At 65.2% G+C, this 16,778-nt stretch carries 14 protein-coding genes; 5 read left to right on the top strand and 9 right to left on the bottom strand.

The window, feature by feature from the left end:
• Positions 1-198: 198 nt before the first annotated feature.
• From OU419_RS24590 to OU419_RS24600, 3 genes are all read left to right on the top strand, one after another.
• Positions 199-978 carry a MetQ/NlpA family ABC transporter substrate-binding protein gene (locus tag OU419_RS24590; protein ID WP_254472487.1) on the top strand — a complete coding sequence of 260 codons (780 nt, stop codon included), beginning with the start codon at positions 199-201 and terminating at the stop codon, positions 976-978.
• A 170-nt stretch (positions 979-1,148) separates the two neighbouring features.
• On the top strand, positions 1,149-2,339 hold the full coding sequence (locus OU419_RS24595; RefSeq protein WP_254472486.1) for a trans-sulfuration enzyme family protein: 1,191 nt from the start codon (positions 1,149-1,151) through the stop codon (positions 2,337-2,339).
• A gap of 18 nt (positions 2,340-2,357) precedes the next feature.
• On the top strand, positions 2,358-3,299 hold the full coding sequence (locus tag OU419_RS24600; RefSeq protein ID WP_254472485.1) for a sigma 54-interacting transcriptional regulator: 942 nt from the start codon (positions 2,358-2,360) through the stop codon (positions 3,297-3,299).
• A gap of 58 nt (positions 3,300-3,357) precedes the next feature.
• Here OU419_RS24600 and OU419_RS24605 read toward each other — a convergent pair whose 3' ends face one another.
• Entirely contained in the window at positions 3,358-3,693 is a 336-nt protein-coding gene (locus tag OU419_RS24605) for a hypothetical protein (protein WP_254472484.1), read from the bottom strand.
• Between the two features lie 845 nt (positions 3,694-4,538).
• Between OU419_RS24605 and betT the strand changes: the two genes are divergently transcribed.
• The gene (betT, locus tag OU419_RS24610; RefSeq protein WP_254472483.1) at positions 4,539-6,491 is read left to right on the top strand and encodes a choline BCCT transporter BetT; all 1,953 of its coding nucleotides are present in this window, start codon (positions 4,539-4,541) and stop codon (positions 6,489-6,491) included.
• A gap of 56 nt (positions 6,492-6,547) precedes the next feature.
• Here the strand turns inward: betT and OU419_RS24615 are convergent, their stop codons facing one another.
• The 7 genes from OU419_RS24615 to yedA form a co-directional block, all read right to left on the bottom strand.
• Positions 6,548-8,590, bottom strand: a complete 2,043-nt coding sequence (locus tag OU419_RS24615; protein ID WP_254472482.1) for an OPT family oligopeptide transporter — start codon at positions 8,588-8,590, stop codon at positions 6,548-6,550.
• 239 nt (positions 8,591-8,829) lie between these two features.
• Positions 8,830-9,666 (bottom strand): taurine dioxygenase, encoded by an 837-nt coding sequence (gene tauD / locus OU419_RS24620; protein WP_254472481.1) that lies wholly within the window; start codon positions 9,664-9,666, stop codon positions 8,830-8,832.
• Positions 9,667-9,772: 106 nt separating this feature from the next.
• Positions 9,773-10,591 carry an ABC transporter permease subunit gene (locus OU419_RS24625; protein WP_254472480.1) on the bottom strand — a complete coding sequence of 273 codons (819 nt, stop codon included), beginning with the start codon at positions 10,589-10,591 and terminating at the stop codon, positions 9,773-9,775.
• Positions 10,581-11,384, bottom strand: coding sequence for a taurine ABC transporter ATP-binding protein (locus OU419_RS24630; protein ID WP_254472479.1), 804 nt, complete (start codon positions 11,382-11,384; stop codon positions 10,581-10,583). The genes OU419_RS24625 and OU419_RS24630 overlap by 11 nt, the downstream gene beginning before the upstream one ends.
• A gap of 142 nt (positions 11,385-11,526) precedes the next feature.
• Positions 11,527-12,546, bottom strand: coding sequence for a taurine ABC transporter substrate-binding protein (gene tauA, locus OU419_RS24635; RefSeq protein WP_254472478.1), 1,020 nt, complete (start codon positions 12,544-12,546; stop codon positions 11,527-11,529).
• Between the two features lie 204 nt (positions 12,547-12,750).
• Positions 12,751-13,629: an acyl-CoA dehydrogenase family protein gene (locus OU419_RS24640; RefSeq protein WP_254472477.1), complete on the bottom strand. Its 879-nt coding sequence runs from the start codon at positions 13,627-13,629 to the stop codon at positions 12,751-12,753.
• A 183-nt stretch (positions 13,630-13,812) separates the two neighbouring features.
• Positions 13,813-14,700, bottom strand: a complete 888-nt coding sequence (gene yedA / locus OU419_RS24645; protein ID WP_254472626.1) for a drug/metabolite exporter YedA — start codon at positions 14,698-14,700, stop codon at positions 13,813-13,815.
• Between the two features lie 167 nt (positions 14,701-14,867).
• Here yedA and OU419_RS24650 point away from each other — a divergent pair, with 167 nt between their 5' ends.
• On the top strand, positions 14,868-15,314 hold the full coding sequence (locus OU419_RS24650) for an Lrp/AsnC family transcriptional regulator (RefSeq protein WP_254472476.1): 447 nt from the start codon (positions 14,868-14,870) through the stop codon (positions 15,312-15,314).
• Positions 15,315-15,454: 140 nt separating this feature from the next.
• On the opposite strand, the gene OU419_RS24655 is transcribed toward OU419_RS24650, so the two are convergent.
• A complete protein-coding gene (locus OU419_RS24655; RefSeq protein ID WP_254472475.1) occupies positions 15,455-16,732 on the bottom strand; it encodes an acetyl-CoA C-acetyltransferase in 1,278 nt (425 codons plus the stop codon).
• Positions 16,733-16,778: the final 46 nt, after the last annotated feature.

Raw genomic sequence — 16,778 nt, forward strand, 5'->3', positions numbered from 1 at the left:
GACAGCTTGTCTCAGCCTTTTATTATAAAAATGGAATATCAAAATGAAAAATTAGTATTTTATTGGAATAAAAAGACTGGATAAGGTGGCTCCCAACCACAGCCGAAAGAGCTGTGGAATCGACTCCACCGCCCGTTCGCAGGCCCCATCCCGGCCAGTACAGACGCCAGCGGTCATCTGCCCCACAAGGACATCGCAATGAAGAAACTGCTGCTTCTGACTGCCCTCGCCGCCGCCTTCACCACCTCGGCTTTTGCCAGCGAGAAACTGGTGGTCGCCGCCACACCGATTCCCCATGCGGAAATCCTCGAGCTGATCAAGCCGACCCTGGCCAAGGAAGGCGTGGACCTGGAGATCAAGGTCTTCACCGACTATGTGCAGCCCAACGTACAGGTTGCCGAGAAGCGCCTGGACGCCAACTACTTCCAGACCAAGCCGTACCTGGACAACTTCAACAAGGGCAAGGGCACCAACCTGGTCACCGTGACCGGCGTGCATGTCGAGCCCTTCGGCGGCTACTCGAAGAAGTACAAGTCCATCGACGAACTGCCTGACGGCGCTACCGTCGCCCTGCCCAACGAGGGCAGCAACAGCGGCCGTGCCCTGCTCCTGCTGCAGAAGGCTGGCGTAATCAAGCTGAAGGATCCGAGTAACGCCCTGGCCACTCCCAAGGACATCGCCGAGAACCCGAAGAACCTGAAGTTCAAGGAGCTCGAATCCGCCCTGCTGCCGCGTGTGCTGGACCAGGTCGACCTGGACCTGATCAACACCAACTACGCGCTGGAAGCCAAGCTCAACCCGGTGAAGGACGCGCTGATCCTGGAAGACCGCAACTCGCCGTACGTGAACTACCTGGTGGCCCGTCCGGACAACAAGGACAGCGACGCGCTGAAGAAGCTCTCCGCCGCCCTGACCAGCCCGGAAGTCAAAGCCTTCATCGAGAAGAAGTACAACGGCGCCGTGGTGCCGGCCTTCTGATCCAGCCGCCCGGCCCCATGCCGGGCGCAACGACTCCCACGCAGGGCGCGCCGTTGCGCGCCCGCTTCGACGCCGGTGGGCAGGTTCCACCGGCGTTTTTCTTTGAGCCTGCCCGCCCCGGAATGGACGAATGCAGGCAGGCATCGAGCAGGCTTCACGAGGTATCCGTCATGAGCGAATCAACCAAAGGCCCCTCCACCCGCGCGGTGCACAGCGGCCATGACGCCGACCGGCGCATGGTTACCCGCGCCAAGAGCCAGCCGATCTACCAGAGCTCAGTGTTCGTCTACGACTCGCTGGAGCAGGTTGACGACTTCCTCGCCGGCAACCCCGACAACTACATGTATACGCGCATAGGCAACCCCAATCACAGCGCCGTGGAAGAACTCCTGCGCGACCTGGAGGGCGGTGAAGACGCCCTGTTCTCGGCGTCAGGCATGGCGGCGATATCCGCCGCACTGCTGGGCGTGCTGGGCAACGGCGATCACCTGATCGCAAGCCGCGAGCTGTACGGCACCACCCAGAGCCTGATCGAAAAGGAACTGGCGCGCTTCGGCATCGCCGCCACGCTCCTCGACCTCAATGACCTGGCAGCGGTGGAAGCGGCGATCACGCCTGCCACCCGGCTCATCTATACCGAAACCGCGTCGAATCCGTTGGTGCGGGTCAGCGATATTCCAGCGCTGGCCGACCTCTCGAAGCGTCGCGGCCTCAAGCTGCTGGTGGACAACACCTTCCTCTCGCCGGTGCTCTACCAGCCGCTGCGCGACGGTGCCGACCTGGTGATCCACAGCACCACCAAATACCTGAACGGACACAGCGACGCGATGGGTGGCGCACTGGTTGGCGACGCCCAGTGGGTCGCCGCCGCGCGGCGCTTCCAGATCAACGCCGGTGGCAGCGCCAGCCCGTTCGAAAGCTGGCTGACCTTCCGCGGCGCCAAGACCCTCGCCCTGCGCATGCGCGCCCACTCGGGCAACGCCCAGGCGCTGGCCGAAGCCCTGGAAACCCATCCGCGTGTGAACCGCGTGTACTACCCCGGCCTGCCGTCGCACCCCGACCATGAACTGGCACGCCGGCTGTTCCGCAAGGGGCACTCGGGCATGTTGAGCTTCACCCTGAAAGGCGGCCTGGACCAGGTCGACGCACTGATCGGCGCGTTGCGCCTGGCGGCCTTCGCGCCTTCGCTTGCCGGCGTCGCCAGCAGCATCACCCATCCCGGCAAGACTTCGCACCGCGCGCTGTCCGCCGAAGCCCTGACCGCGCTAGACATCCACGACGGCACCATCCGCGTGTCGGTGGGCATCGAAGACAGCGAGGACATCGTCACCGACTTCCTGCAGGCGCTGGACGCGCTGTAACGCAGAGGGAGAATTTCCATGAATGCACCACACGCGCCCTTGCCGCTGCTGACCTTTCCCGATGCCGACAAGAGCCCGTTGAGCATCCGCGCCAAGGCGCTGGTGTTCTTCGACCCACGCTCGCATCAGGTACGTGACGAAGTGGAGCGCCTGGCGCCGCTGCCGCAGCCCGTGCTGATCCACGGCGAGACCGGCACCGGCAAGGAATTGCTGGCCCGGCACATCCACCGCGCCAGCGAGCGCCCCGGCCTGTTCGTCGCGGTGAGCTGCAGCGCACTCAGCCGCAACTATGCCGAGGCAGAACTGTTCGGCTACGCGCCGGGTGCCCACAACGGCCCGGTAGGCAGCCGTGCCGGCTGGTTCGGCTCGGCCAACGGCGGCACGCTGTACCTCGATGAAATCGCCGACCTGCCGCTGTCGCTGCAGCACAAGCTGCTACGCGTATTGCAGGAGCGTGAAGTGCTGCGGGTCGGCGCCCGTGAACCGGTGCCGGTGGACGTACGCCTGGTGGCGGCCACCAGCCTCGACCTTGTCCAGGCGGTACGTGCCGGCAAGTTCCTCGAAGGGCTGCAACAGTACCTGCACGATGGCAACCTGACGCTGCCGCCCCTGCGCGAGCGCGTCGGCGACATCCTGCCGCTGGCCGAATACTTCCTCGGCGTTCACGCCCAGCGCCTGGAACTGCCCGTGCCGCAGATCGCCAGCGACACTCAGCAGGCACTGGAAAGCTACTCGTGGCCGGGAAACATCCGCGAACTGGAAAACGTCATTCACTTCGCCCTGCTGGTCAGCCCGGACGAAGAGATTCGCCCGGAGCACCTGAACTTTTCAGGCGGCGCGGCGGGTGCCGGCGGCGAGGGGGGAATCGATGCAGAAGCGCTGGAGCAACTGGTGCGCCAGCCCGGCGTCGAAGCGCAGCTGCGCGCGCTGCTGCAACGCCTGGAGCGAGAGCGGAGCTGAACGATGCGCGTAGTCGCCAGCGCGACCCGACGGGCCGCGCACGGGCGACAGGTCGGCCTTACTTGGTAGCGGTGTTGGAGTGCACGACCACCGGGGTGCACGACGGGTTGGTCAGCTTGGCCGGATCGGTCAGCAGGCCCGGCATCATGCGCGAGGTGCAGTTGAACACGCGGCCCTTGGTGGTGGTGGCGACGTAGGAGAGTTCCTGGCCACCCAGCGCGTCCGGCTGGCCGGCTTTGACATCGCTGACAACCAGCTCATCCGACGAAGCCAGGCCGATCATCTGGGCGGTAGCGGCTTGCAGCGGGACGATGGCCTGGTTGGTGGTCATGGTCTGGCAGCCGGCCAGCGAAGCGAAGAATGCAGCGGCAATAGCGGTACGTTTGAAGTCCATATCGTGATGCTCCCTTTAGGTTGTTTTTGTCCCGCGGCGGAGACTAACGGAATAAACAAGTCAATCGCTAGGGCCGATTTGCCGGTTTCCGGTAGAAACTTGCGTATCAGTTCAAGATTTCAGGCTTCTAGCGGATCCATCTCGACATCTGTGCTACGCGACTTTTTAGTCCACGAGGCTCACGAAATTCGAACGGCGTGCACGCCTGGACAGGTTCATTGCGCAGCCGCGGCCTCTTCGAGCGACGCCCGCGAAGCCTCCAGGCACGGTGACACAAGGCATGGCGCTGAACCGTTTCACTAAAAGGCGACGAACGGTCGCAGTGAAACGATTCGCCTACTCGCTCGGTGACAGCAGGGAATCCTGATCCGAACGTCAAATTCGAGACATTCAACTACAAACATGCTGAAAATCAGCCTCATCGACCAGATCAATACAGACCATCAAGACCATTCACTTCAATTTGTCACAATCATCAGGGAAAATGGCTACCAGGCAGTCGGGACCCAATTTCCCCGGCGCCCTTGGAGACTATCGTGACCAGCTTTGCCGCTCTTGCCAGCTTTTTCGCCGCCACCGCTTTCCTGAACGTACCTGCCCAGGTCGATCCGGAACGCCGTGAGATTCGTCAGGCCAAGAAAGCCCGCCGCAAGTAAAGCAGTACCCGCTCCGCTCGGCCCTCGTACAGGGCCGGCGGCGGGACCATCGGTCCCGCCGATTGGCCTTGGAAGGCCACCCCGTGTTTTCATTGAATGCTCGTTCAAGGAAAAACACGAGGAACCCCGCCCGTTTTGTCCACAGCACAATCTCCCACTCAGTCCGTAACACCCCCACCCAGCATGCGCATGAACCCACCGGTCTTCTACGGTGCGTCGGCGCTGATCCTGCTCTTCGCCATCCTCGTGATCAGCCAGCCGCAACGCGCCGGCGAATGGCTGCTCGCCGCCCAGGCCTGGGCCTCCGGCACGGTCGGCTGGTACTACCTGCTGGCGATGACGCTGTACCTGATCTTCGTGGTGGTCACCGCGCTTTCCGGCTACGGAAAGATCAAGCTCGGCGCCGACCACGACGAGCCGGAATTCAGCTACCTGTCATGGGCTGGCATGCTGTTCGCCGCCGGCATCAGCATCACGCTGTTCTTCTTCTGCGTCTCCGAACCGCTGACGCACTTCCTGCACCCGCCCCAGGGCGATGCTGGCACGCGGGAAGCCGCGCGCCAGGCGATGCAACTGCTGTTCCTGCACTGGGGCCTGCATGGCTGGGGCGTGTTCGCCCTGGTGGCGATGGCGCTGGCCTACTTCGCCTACCGCCACAACCTGCCGCTGGCGTTGCGCTCGGCGCTCTATCCACTGATTGGCAAGCGCATCAACGGCCCCATTGGTTATACCGTGGACTGCTTCGGCATCATCGCCACGGTGTTCGGCCTGGGCGCGGACATGGGCTTCGGCGTGCTGCAGTTGAACGCTGGCCTGGACTACCTGTTCGGCATCGCCCATAGCCATCCGGTGCAGATGACGCTGATCGCGCTGATGATGGGCGCAGCCATCCTGGTCGCCGTCTCCGGCGTGGACAAAGGTATCCGGCTGCTGTCGGACATCAACATGCTGCTGGCCTGCGCGCTGCTGCTGTTCGTGCTGTTCGCCGGCCCCACCCAGCACCTGCTCAATACCCTGGTGCAGAACATCGGCGATTACCTCGGCAGCCTGCCGACCAAGAGTTTCGACCTCTACGCCTATGGCGAGGGCGGCGACTGGCTGGGCGGTTGGACCGTGTTCTACTGGGCCTGGTGGATCGCCTGGGCCCCCTTCGTCGGCCTGTTCATCGCCCGCATCTCGCGTGGCCGGACGATTCGCGAGTTCGTCTTCGGCGTGCTGTTCATCCCCCTGGGTTTCACCCTGGCGTGGATGTCGATCTTCGGCAACAGTGCCCTCGACCAGGTGCTCAACCACGGCTTCAGCGAACTGGGCCGGGTCGCCGTGGAAGAGCCCTCGATGGCGCTCTACCAGTTGTTGCAGAACTATCCCGGCAGCCGCCTGGTGATCGCCGTCACCGTGCTGGTGAGCTTCGTGTTCTTCGTCACCTCGGCGGACTCCGGCACCGTAGTGCTCTCCACCCTCTCCGCCCACGGCGGCGACACCGACGACGATGGGCCGAAATGGCTGCGAGTGTTCTGGGGCGTGGCCACCGCGCTGGTCACTGGCGGCCTGTTGTTCGCCGGCAGCATCGACGCGCTGAAGTCAGCGGTGGTGCTCACATCGCTACCCTTCTCGCTGATCCTGCTGCTGATGATGTGGGGCCTGCACAAGGCGTTCTACCTCGAATCGCAGCGCCAGCGCGCACGTGCCCACTCCCTCGCCCCACCGTCCGCCAAGCCCGGCGGCTGGAAGCGGCGCATCTCCCAGGCGGTGCACTTCCCGACCCGCGACGAGGTTTATCGTTTCATGACCGGCGTGGTCGCCCCGGCCATCGCCGAGGTCGCTGAGGTGTTCCAGGAGAAGGGCCTGCGCGTGGACAGCGACCTCGACCCGAGCAACCTGGAACTGGGCCTTGAGATCGGCCACGGCGAGCAGCATCCGTTCCTCTACCAGGTATCGATGCGCGGCTACTTCACACCATCGTTCGCCCGTGCCGGCATGGGCGGCCTGCACCTGAAAAACCGCCGCTACTTCCGCGCCGAGGTACATCTCGCCGAGGGCAGTCAGGACTATGACCTGATGGGCTACGGCAAGGAGCAGATCATCAACGACATGCTCGACCAGTACGAACGGCACCTGCAGTTCCTGCACCTGGTGCGCTGACCCCGGCACAAAGGAAAAAGGCGCCCGGAGGCGCCTTTTCGCTGCACAGCGATGGGTCAGCCGCGCGTGCCGGTCAGCACCTTGCGATAGAACAGCACGCAGATCGCCACGAACACCAGCAGCCCCAGCCATTGCGCGGTTTCCTCGAAGCCGGCGCCGACCAGCGCCAGCGGCGCGTCCTTGCCGGTGGTGCCGATCACCCCGGCGAGGAAGATCCCCATCAGGCTCTCGCCGACGATCAGCCCGGAAGCCAGCAGCACGCCACGGCGCCTGGGCTCGTCGGCATACTTATCCTCGCTCACCCCGGCCGCCTGAGCGCGCTTCTTCAGTGCCGTTTCCAGCAGCCAGGCGAGCACCGCCCCGACTACCAGGGTCATGCCAATGGTTGGCGGCAGGTAGATACCCAGGCCGACCGCGAGCACCGGCAGGCTGGCCTTGCCGGTGCGACGCAGGAGGATGTCCACCAGGATCAGCGCGATGCCCAGGGCCACGCCGATCAGGATCATGTTCCAGTTAAGTTCGTTGTGGAAAATCCCACTGGCGATGGCCTTCATCAGCGTCGCCTGCGGCGCGGCCAGCGCGGCCTGTGGGTCCATGCTCTCGCGCGGCAGGGCGCCGGTGAACCCGTAGGCGTTGTACAGCAACTCCAGCACCGGCGGGATCACCAGCGCGCCAACCAGGCAGCCGACGATCAGCGCCACCTGCTGCCGCCACGGCGTCGCCCCCACCAGGTAGCCGGTCTTCAGGTCCTGCAGGTTGTCGTTGGAAATCGCCGCGATGGCGATCACCACCGAGGTGGTGAACAGCGCGAGGGCAATGGCCAGCTTGCCGCCCTCTCGGTCGAGGAAGCCGGTCTCCAGCGAGCCGACGCCGAGGATCAGCAGCGACACCAGGATCACCGCAATGATGCCGATGCCGGAAATCGGGCTGCTCGACGAGCCGACCAGGCCGGCCATGTAGCCACAGGCGGCGGCGATCAGGAAGCCGAAGAAGAAGGCGAAGATCACGCAGACCGCCACCAGCCCCCAGAAGCCGAAGCCATGCAGGTCCGGCGCGGCCTCGCCGAGGAAGTAGGCGAATACCACGAACAGCGCCACCAGCAGGAACGCGGCAATGGCAGCGATCCACTTCGCCGACATGTCGCGCTCGGTCCGCAGGTCGCTCACTTCGCCACGACCGCGCACAGCGCTGAGCGACGCCCAGACGCCCTGTACCATCGGCTTGAACAGCGTCGCCAGGGTCCACAATGCGGCGATGCCGATGGTGCCGGCGCCGAGGAAGCGCACCTGGCTGGTCCACAGTCTGGTAGCCAGTTCCGGCATGCTCTGGCCGGCGGCCAGCACGCTGTTCACCGAAAGCAGCGGCACCGCAACGCCCCAGGCGATCACCACGCCGATGAGGATCGCTATGCCTGCGGTGATGCCCATCAGGTAGCCGGCACCGACCAGCGCCAGGGAGAAGCCCGTGGACAGGCGGAATGCCGCCTGCCCGGCGGTTAGCCAGTAGCTGAAGCCTTCGGAGAGCAACTTGAAGCCGCTGCTGAGCAGGCTGAAGGCAGCGGCGACCAGGCCGCCGGAAAGGATGTCGCGCAGGCCCGGCGCCGTGTCTTTCTTCGCCCGGCCCTCGGCTTGCTGCTCATCTTCGTCCTGGCTGCCGACCCGCAGAATTTCCGCCGCCGCCACACCTTCGGGGTACGGCAGGTTGCTTTGCACCACCATCACCCGGCGCAACGGAATGGTGTAGAGCACACCGAGAATGCCACCGATGGAGCAGATCGCCGCGGTCTGCCAGAAGGGGAAGCCGCTCCAGTAGCCAATCATCAACAGGCCGGGAAGGATGAAGATGATCGAGGACAGGGTGCCGGCCGCCGAAGCCTGGGTCTGTACCATGTTGTTTTCGAGGATGTTGGAGCCGGAAAAGTAGCGCAGCACGGCCATCGAGATGACCGCTGCGGGAATCGACGAAGCGAAGGTCAGGCCGACCTTCAGGCCGAGGTACACATTGGACGCGGTGAATACCACGGTGATCAGCGCGCCGAGGACCAGACCGCGCAGGGTCAGTTCGGCGAGATTCGATTCGTCGGGAATCCGTTCTTGCATGTAGGCAGTCTCTTGATGAAGCGGAACTGCCAAAGCGTAGGTCAGCGCGCCATTCGTCGCGACCCGGAATGGCGACGAATGCGGTCTGCGGTGCGGCGTCGTTGTCTCAAGTCAGGGGGAATGAAGGAATTTCCGAGCCGCGGCGTTCTCCCGTGCAGAGCGCGCGTTGGCGAACCGCGTGTCATCGAAACCGCGCAGGGCCCGGCGAGCAGCCCTGCGGATGTCATGGACAGGACAAGTCAGAACGGTTTGTCCCCGAGGATGGTCGCACGGTGCATCACCCGCCGCTGCGGCCGGTAGTCGTCCACCGCATAGTGCTGGGTGACACGGTTGTCCCAGAACGCCACGTCATTTTCCCTCCAGCGCCAGCGTACGGTGAACTCCGGGCGGGCGAAATGAGCGAACAGCAGGTCGAGGATGGCGCGGCTTTCCGCCGGTTCCAGCTCGTTGATGCGGGTGGTGAAACCGTCGCTGACGAACAGCGCCTTGCGCCCGGTGACGGGATGCGTGCGGATCACCGGGTGCGATCGCGGCGGGTTCTTGCGGCGCGCTTCCTCCAGCCGAGCCAGGTCGGCGTCGGTCGCGCCGAAGCGCTCCTGGGGGAACGACTTGCTGATGTCATGGGTCGCGGTGAGCCCGTCGAGCAGGCGCTGGAGCGGCCCGGACAACGCCTCGAAAGCCGCGATGCCACTGGCCCAGAGGGTGTCGCCACCGTAGGGCGGCAACTGCTTGGCGGCAAGCACGGCACCCAGCGCCGGGGTTTCCAGGAAGGTCACATCGGTGTGCCAGATAGCGTTGTCGCGAACGTCGGTGACGGCGGTGTCGAGCACGATCACCTCGCGCTGTTCCGGCGAGCTGGGGTAGATCGGATGGATGTGCAGATCGCCGAAACGCGCGGCGAAGCTCGCCTGCTGGGCCGGGCTCAATGGCTGATCGCGGAAAAACAGCACCTGGTGGTCGAGCAGTGCCTGCTCGATCCGGCGCTGCGCCGTGTCATCCAGCGGATCGGCCAGGCGCACGCCGGAAACGACGGCACCCAGGGCCGGGCTGATGGGTTCGATGGTCAGGCTGGTCATGTTCGTGTTCTCTCGTGAGGTTCACGGGAAGAGGCATGCTCTCCCCCGGCCCTCGCCATCTGGGCGAGGGAGTCGGTTCGGCGTGTCTGAAAGGCAGCGGTCGGTTCTATTCCCAGGAGGCGAAGCGCTTCTGCACCCAGCGCAACCCCAGCTCGAAGCTCAGCGCGACGGCGGCGATCAGCAGAATGCCCAGCACCACCACGTCGGTGGCGAGGAACTGCGCGGCGGACTGCACCATGAAGCCCAGGCCACGATTGGCGGCGATCAGTTCGGCGGCCACCAGGGTCGACCAGCCCACACCCAGGGCGATGCGCAGGCCGGTGAGCACTTCAGGCAGCGCGCTGGGCAGGATCACGTGGCGCACCACCTGCCAGCGATTGGCGCCCAGGCAGCGCACCGCCTGGATGCGCGATTTGTCCACGCGGCGCACACCGGCGGCGGTGGCGATCAGCAGCGGCGCGAACAGCGCCAGGTAGATCAGCAGTACCTTGGACAGCTCGCCGATGCCGAACCAGATGACGATCAGCGGCAGGTAGGCCAGTGGCGGCACCGGACGGTAGAACTCCACCAGCGGATCGAACGCAGCGCCAACCAGCGGATTGATGCCCATCAGGATGCCCAGCGGAATCGCCGTCAGCACCGCCGCGCCGAGCGCCAGCAGCACACGCAGCAGACTGGTGCCGACGTGCTGCCAGAGGCTGGCATCGACGTAGCCCTCCTCGAGCAGCCGGCGGAACGCCTCCAGCAGTTGCTCAGGCGCGGGCAGGAACAGCGTGTCGACCCAACCCAGGTGGGTAGCCAGCCACCAGAGCACGAGGATGCCGCCGACGCTGCCGGCGGCGGCCCAGCGGCGCCGGTCGCGCGGCACGATGCGGGCTTTCGGCGCGGCAGCCGGGAGTTTTCCGGCAAGGGTTTCAGTGGGCATGCTCGGCCTCCTGTTCATCCAGTGCCTCTTCCAGGAAGAGATCCAGCAGCAGTTGGCGCAGGCGCGCGATTTCGGGATCAGACTTGATCGAACGCACCGGCTCGCCGGCGGCGTAGCGCTGGGCGAAGTCCAGCGACAGGCGCTTGACCACCCGCGCAGGCGGGCCGTCCATCACCACCAGGTCGGTGGCCAGGAACAGCGCCTCGTCGACGCTGTGGGTGATCAGGAACAGGCCCTTGCCGGTCTTGCGCCAGAGGTCCAGGGTCAGTACCTGCATGCGCTCGCGGGTCAGCGCATCGAGGGCGCCGAAAGGCTCGTCGAGCAGCAGGAAATCCGGCTCCACCGCCAGCGCGCGGGCCAGGCCCAGGCGCTGGCGCTGGCCGCCGGAGAGTTGCGAAATCGAGTAGTCGGCGTGCTCCGACAGCCCCACCAGCTTCAGCACCTCCTGGGCACGGGCATTGCGCTGCGCAGCGCCGACGCCACGGATGCGCAGGCCCAGGGCGACATTCTCCAGCGCCGTCAGCCAGGGCATCAGTGCATCGTCCTGGAACACTACGCCGCGTTCGCCACCGGGGCCGTCGAGCGTCCGACCATCGATCTGTACGCGGCCACGGTCGGGCTCCTGGAAGCCCGCCAGCACATTGAGCAGGCTGGACTTGCCGCAGCCGGACGGGCCGAGCACCACCAGCGATTCGCCCTTGGCCAGGCTGAGAGTGAGGTCTTGCAGCACGACGCGCTCGCGCCCCTGCTGCTGGAAAGTGAGGCTGACCGCCTCGGCCGTCAGACGGCTCATGTTCTGCCCTCCGTAGGGTGAGAAGAAATGCGTTGCGCCCTTTGCAGGAGCGCGGGGTGCCTGGTCCTTGCCCGCGGACCGGCCGGAGCTTCAATGCCAGCCGGTATTCGCGAGCACGCCCGCTCCTGCGAAGAGCACGTGATCAGCGCTGCCCGACCTGCACGCTTTCGGCCTGGCGCACGTATTCGGCGCTGACGTAGGGCGAGTAGTCCTTGAGCACCGAAGGCACGCGCTTCTGTTCTTTCAGGAAGGCGGCAGTGCCGGCGATGTCCTTGGCGGTGCCGCCACCCAGCAGCGCGGACGACAGTTGCGCCTGGGTTTCGGGGAATGCGGAGCCCGCCAGCAGTTCGGGCACGTCCTTCGGATCGGCGCCGGTCAGCCGGGCGATCTTCTTCACCTGCTCGGAGTCGGCGGTCCACTGGGCCTTGTGGGCGTTGTAGTCGGCAAAGGAATCCAGGCTCACCCTGGCGAACTTGGCGATGACGTCGGGGTGCTTCTCGGCGAAGTCCTTGCGGGCAACCCAGACCTCGAAGGTCGGCGCGCCCCATTGGCCAACTTCGGCGGCATCGGTCAGCACCTTGCCGGACTTCTTGATCTCACCCAGCGCGGGCGACCAGACGAAGGCCCCGTCAATGTCGCCACGGCGCCAGGCGGCGGCGATCTCGGTGGGATTGAGGTTGACGATCTTCACCTTGGCCGGATCGATCTTCCAGTGCTTGAGCGCGCCCAGCAGGCTGTAGTGCGAGGTGGACACGAACGGCGTGGCGATGGTCTTGCCGACCAGGTCTTCGGGCTTCTCGATCTTGCTGCCATTGCGCACCACCAGCGCTTCCGCCGAGTTGATCTGCGCGGAGACGATGAAGGCGACGATGGGCAGCCCGCGGGACGTGGCCGCAGCCAGCGGGCTGGAGCCGATGTTGCCGAGCTGGACATCGCCCGAGGCGATCGCGGCGATCACTTCCGGGCCGCTGTTGAAACGCCGCCAGTCGAGCTTCTCGCCAATGACCTTTTCATAGGTGCCATCGGCCTGGGGAACCTTGGTCGGGTCGATGCCGGTCTGGTAGCCGAGCGTGATGTCGGCGAAGGCGGCGGTCTGGGAGAACAGCGCGGCCGCAACAGCGACGCCGGCCAGGGCACGGCGTACGAAACGAGGTTTGTTCATGGTGTTTCCTCTGGGGTAACGGCGGGGCCGGCCTCCAGAGAGGGACGGACCACGGGACGGGATTCGTATGGGTGAAACGGTGTCCGGCGGTCCGGTAAAGCTAGATTAGCGATATAAAAAACTTCGAATAAATAATATTTAGTTCTTAACTTATGAGCAGCCGCGCTTGTCTCGAAAGCGCTACAGACCTTGTGATACGGCGCCTCAGGTCGCTCCGGCGAGCAATCTGGCGCGCACACCCTCCTGGCGCAATCCAAGCTCCACCGCCTGCTGCGCTACCACCGCGGTTTCCGCCACCAGCGTTGCCAGCGCGGCGCCGCGGGTGAAGCTCAGGCTGTTGCCGGCCAGCAGCGCCGACTCGAGGGAGACGGTGGCCTGCTCGGACAGGCGCAGCCCCAACCCGACGATCCGCCGCAAACCGCCCACCATCGTGCGCGCAGGCAACCCATCGCAGACGCGCATGGCCAGCCCCAGGGCGAGGTTGGCCTGCAGCAGCGCCGCCAGGCTGCCCCGCAACTGCGCACGGGGCGTCCACGGCAGGCCCGGTGGCTGCAGGATGTCTTCGGGATGCAGGCGCACTTCGTGGCAGCGCAGAAGGCTGCCGCCATTGGGCTCGAAGCGGTCCAGGCCATCCCGATCGGTCGGCAGCGCGGCGATCAGCAAGCCATCGCTCGGCGCATGCCAGGCCGACAGCAGCAGCCAGTCCACCGCCTCCGCGCCGAAGCAGTCGTGCCGACCGCCCTGCAACAGGAAGCCACCGCGCCGATGCTCCCGCGCCAGCAGGCGGCGCTCCTGGTGGTTCACAGCCTCGCCCCAAAGCCACTCGCACTCGACGCTACGCGGCAGCAGGCGTTCGCTCTGCTCGCGGCTACCCAGCAACAACACACTGGCCAGTTGCAGGTGATGCACGGCGAACAGGCGCGCCAGGGTGCCATCGCGCTCGGACAGATCGCGCACGGTCTGCAGCACTTCGTCCCAGCCCGCGCCGCGGCCGCCATACTCGCGCGGTACCGATAGCGACAGCAGGTTCGATGCACGCAGAGCCTGGCTCCAGCGTTGCGTGGGATGGGCTACGGAAAACATGGGAAGTGGCGCCGCCAGGCTCATGCACACCTCTGATCGGAGAGTGGGTCAGTGGCCTGTGCGTGTAGCGCGCGGGTGTACTGAAAGGAGGATGGAACGACCTCCGCGCGGAGGCCGTTTCATACCCTAGCGAAATGAGCAGGCGGCGCGAAATAACTTTTCGGGCTTACCTCATGCCGCAATTCAGGCGGCGTCCTTGCTCCGCCACTGCGGCAGTCCGATCAGCACTACAGCGCCGATGATCACTGCCATCGCCAGCGCCTCGGGCAGGCCGATATGCTCGCCGGCGAACACCACGCCGAGCATCACAGCCACTGCCGGGTTGACATAGGCATAGCTGGTAGCCGCCGCCGGGCGCACATTGGCCAGCAGGTACATGTAGGCACTGAAGGCGATGATCGAGCCGAATACGACCAGGTACGCCAGCGCCCCCCAGCCAGCGGCAGTCGGCATCTGGGTCATGCGCTCGCCGCTGAGCAGGCTGCCCAGCAGCAGCGCGGCACCGCCCACCAGCATCTCCACCGCACTGGCCATCGGGCCGGCCGGCAGCGAGAGACGGCGACTCCATACCGAACCGAAGGCCCAGGAGGCAGCCGCAAAGATGATCAGCGCAGCGCCAGCCGGGCTGCCCTGCAGGTTGGAGCCGAGGTTGAGCAGCACGATGCCGGCCAGCCCGAGTGCGATTCCCGCCCACTCCAGCGCCGTGGTGGTATTGCCGAACAGGCGTCCGAACACCAGGGTGAACAGCGGCACCGTGGCGACAGCCAGCGCCGCCACACCGGAGGCCACGCCCCAGTGTTCGGCGACCGTCACCCCGCCATTGCCGAAACTGAGCAGCAGAATGCCGATCACACCCGCCGACAGCCATTGCCTGAAGCTGGGCAATGGTGCTCCGCGCCACAGCATCCAGCCGAACAGCAGAGCGCCGGCGATGACGAAGCGGCAGCCGGCCATCAGCATCGGCGGCCAGGATGCAACACCGATGCTGATGGCAAGGTAAGTCGACCCCCAGATGAAATAGAGGGCGAAGAACGCGGCTATCAGCGTCAGGGATACGCGGGCTCTGGGCATGGGCATAGTGGTCATGAGTGGGGCTCGACAAGACAGGCAGAGCGCTTCATTTTATGAGGGCCTTCATCGCCATATAAGGCACAGACAACGCTAAAGCAGGCATAACACTTTTTATTCGACGGATTTTCGAATACATATCCGTTGAATCGACAAACGAGGCTCAAGCAATGGACAAATACGACCGCGCCCTGCTCGCCGCACTGCTGGAAAACGGCCGCCTGTCCTTCGCCGAACTGGCCCGCCGGATCAACCTTTCGCCCCCGGCCGTCGCCGACCGCGTGGCGCGGCTGGAAGCCGACGGGGTGATCACCGGTTACCACGCGAGCGTAGACCTGACGAAGATGGGGCGCTCGATCCAGTGCCTGATCGAGATGCGGCTGAACGACCATCGCAGCAGCAGCATGCTCGACCCGTTGCTGGAAATCCCGCAGATCATCGACTGTTACCGCATCACCGGCGAATCCTGCGTGATGCTCAAGGTCGCGGTGAGCTGCACCCGCGAGCTGGAAGAACTGATCGACCGCCTGGCGCAATTCGGCACCAGCCGGACCTCGCTGATACTTTCCACGCCATTCGCCCAGCGCATCCATCCCGGAATGCTGCAGGGCGGCTGATGCGCTTTCTAGAACGCAAGTGCAGCGCCAGGGGCTACACCGCACGGTAAAAAAAAGGCGGCACCGCTTGCGCGGCACCGCCTGAAGTCACGGAGTTGCTGTTACATCGCGGAACGGAACGACCGTCCCGACATATTGGATTACCTTTCCAGGATCGCGGTCACACCCTGGCCGCCTGCAGCACAGATAGAGATCAGCCCGCGCCCCTTTTCGGCGGCCTCCAGCAGCTTGGCCAGGTTGGCGACAATGCGTCCGCCGGTAGCGGCGAACGGGTGGCCGGCGGCCAGCGAGCTGCCCTTGACGTTGAGCTTGCTGCGATCGATGGAACCCAGCGGCGCATCGAGCCCCAGACGCTCCTTGCAGTACTCCGCGTCCTCCCAGGCCTTGAGCGTGCACAGAACCTGGGCGGCGAAGGCTTCGTGGATTTCGTAGAAATCGAAGTCCTGCAGGGTCAGGCCGTTGCGCGCCAGCAGGCGCGGCACCGCATAGACCGGCGCCATCAGCAGGCCCTCATGGCCACCGACGAAGTCCACCGCCGCCGCTTCGCCATCCTTGAAGTACGCGAGGATCGGCAAGCCGCGGGCTTTGGCCCACTCCTCGCTGGCCAGCAGCACCACGGAGGCGCCATCGGTCAGCGGCGTGGAGTTGGCCGCAGTCAGCGTGCCGCGCGGGCCGCGCTCGAATACCGGCTTCAGGGTGCCGATCTTTTCCAGGTTGATGTCCGGGCGCAGGTTCTGGTCGCGCACCAGGCCGCGGAACGGCGTCATCAGGTCGTTCTGCCAACCTTCTTCGTAAGCGGCGGCCAGCTTGTGGTGACTCTCGAACGCCAGCTTGTCCTGCTCATCGCGCGGAATGGCCCAGGTCTGCGCCATCAATTCGCAATGCTCGCCCATCGACAACCCGGTGCGCGGTTCGCCGTTCTTCGGAATATGCGGCATCAGGTGACGCGGGCGGATCTTCAGCAGGCTCCTGATCTTCTCGCCGTTGGACTTGCCGCGATTGGCTTCCAGCAGAATCTTGCGCAACCCCTCGTTGACCCCGATGGGCGCGTCGGACGTGGTGTCCACTCCGCCGGCGATACCGCTGTCGATCTGCCCCAGGGCGATCTTGTTGGCCACCAGGATGGCGGCCTCGAGCCCCGTTCCACAGGCCTGCTGGATATCGTAGGCCGGGGTTTCCGGCGCCAGCCGCGTGCCGAGCACACACTCGCGGGTCAGGTTGAAGTCACGCGAGTGCTTGAGCACGGCGCCGGCGACCACCTCGCCCAGGCGCTCGCCGTGCAGCTTGTAGCGCTCGATCAGGCCGTCCAGCGCGGAGGTCAGCATCTCCTGGTTGCTCGCCGTGGAGTACACGGTGTTGGAGCGGGCGAAGGGAATTCGGTTGCCGCCGACGATGGCGACCCGGCGCAGTTGGGTCATGCAAGGCTCCTGACTGGGTGAGCGACGTTGTACGCTCGGACTAGGC

This window comes from Pseudomonas triclosanedens, from assembly GCF_026686735.1.
GTDB classification, from domain to species: domain Bacteria; phylum Pseudomonadota; class Gammaproteobacteria; order Pseudomonadales; family Pseudomonadaceae; genus Pseudomonas; species Pseudomonas triclosanedens.

What these genes read in the sequence shown, in the direction of transcription:
- OU419_RS24590 (WP_254472487.1), top strand. Translation starts at nt 199, where the DNA reads ATGAAGAAACTGCTGCTTCTGACTGCCCTCGCCGCCGCCTTCACCACC.
- OU419_RS24595 (WP_254472486.1), top strand. Translation starts at nt 1,149, where the DNA reads ATGAGCGAATCAACCAAAGGCCCCTCCACCCGCGCGGTGCACAGCGGC.
- OU419_RS24600 (WP_254472485.1), top strand. Translation starts at nt 2,358, where the DNA reads ATGAATGCACCACACGCGCCCTTGCCGCTGCTGACCTTTCCCGATGCC.
- OU419_RS24605 (WP_254472484.1), bottom strand. Translation starts at nt 3,693, where the DNA reads ATGGACTTCAAACGTACCGCTATTGCCGCTGCATTCTTCGCTTCGCTG.
- betT (WP_254472483.1), top strand. Translation starts at nt 4,539, where the DNA reads ATGAACCCACCGGTCTTCTACGGTGCGTCGGCGCTGATCCTGCTCTTC.
- OU419_RS24615 (WP_254472482.1), bottom strand. Translation starts at nt 8,590, where the DNA reads ATGCAAGAACGGATTCCCGACGAATCGAATCTCGCCGAACTGACCCTG.
- tauD (WP_254472481.1), bottom strand. Translation starts at nt 9,666, where the DNA reads ATGACCAGCCTGACCATCGAACCCATCAGCCCGGCCCTGGGTGCCGTC.
- OU419_RS24625 (WP_254472480.1), bottom strand. Translation starts at nt 10,591, where the DNA reads ATGCCCACTGAAACCCTTGCCGGAAAACTCCCGGCTGCCGCGCCGAAA.
- OU419_RS24630 (WP_254472479.1), bottom strand. Translation starts at nt 11,384, where the DNA reads ATGAGCCGTCTGACGGCCGAGGCGGTCAGCCTCACTTTCCAGCAGCAG.
- tauA (WP_254472478.1), bottom strand. Translation starts at nt 12,546, where the DNA reads ATGAACAAACCTCGTTTCGTACGCCGTGCCCTGGCCGGCGTCGCTGTT.
- OU419_RS24640 (WP_254472477.1), bottom strand. Translation starts at nt 13,629, where the DNA reads ATGTTTTCCGTAGCCCATCCCACGCAACGCTGGAGCCAGGCTCTGCGT.
- yedA (WP_254472626.1), bottom strand. Translation starts at nt 14,700, where the DNA reads ATGCCCAGAGCCCGCGTATCCCTGACGCTGATAGCCGCGTTCTTCGCC.
- OU419_RS24650 (WP_254472476.1), top strand. Translation starts at nt 14,868, where the DNA reads ATGGACAAATACGACCGCGCCCTGCTCGCCGCACTGCTGGAAAACGGC.
- OU419_RS24655 (WP_254472475.1), bottom strand. Translation starts at nt 16,732, where the DNA reads ATGACCCAACTGCGCCGGGTCGCCATCGTCGGCGGCAACCGAATTCCC.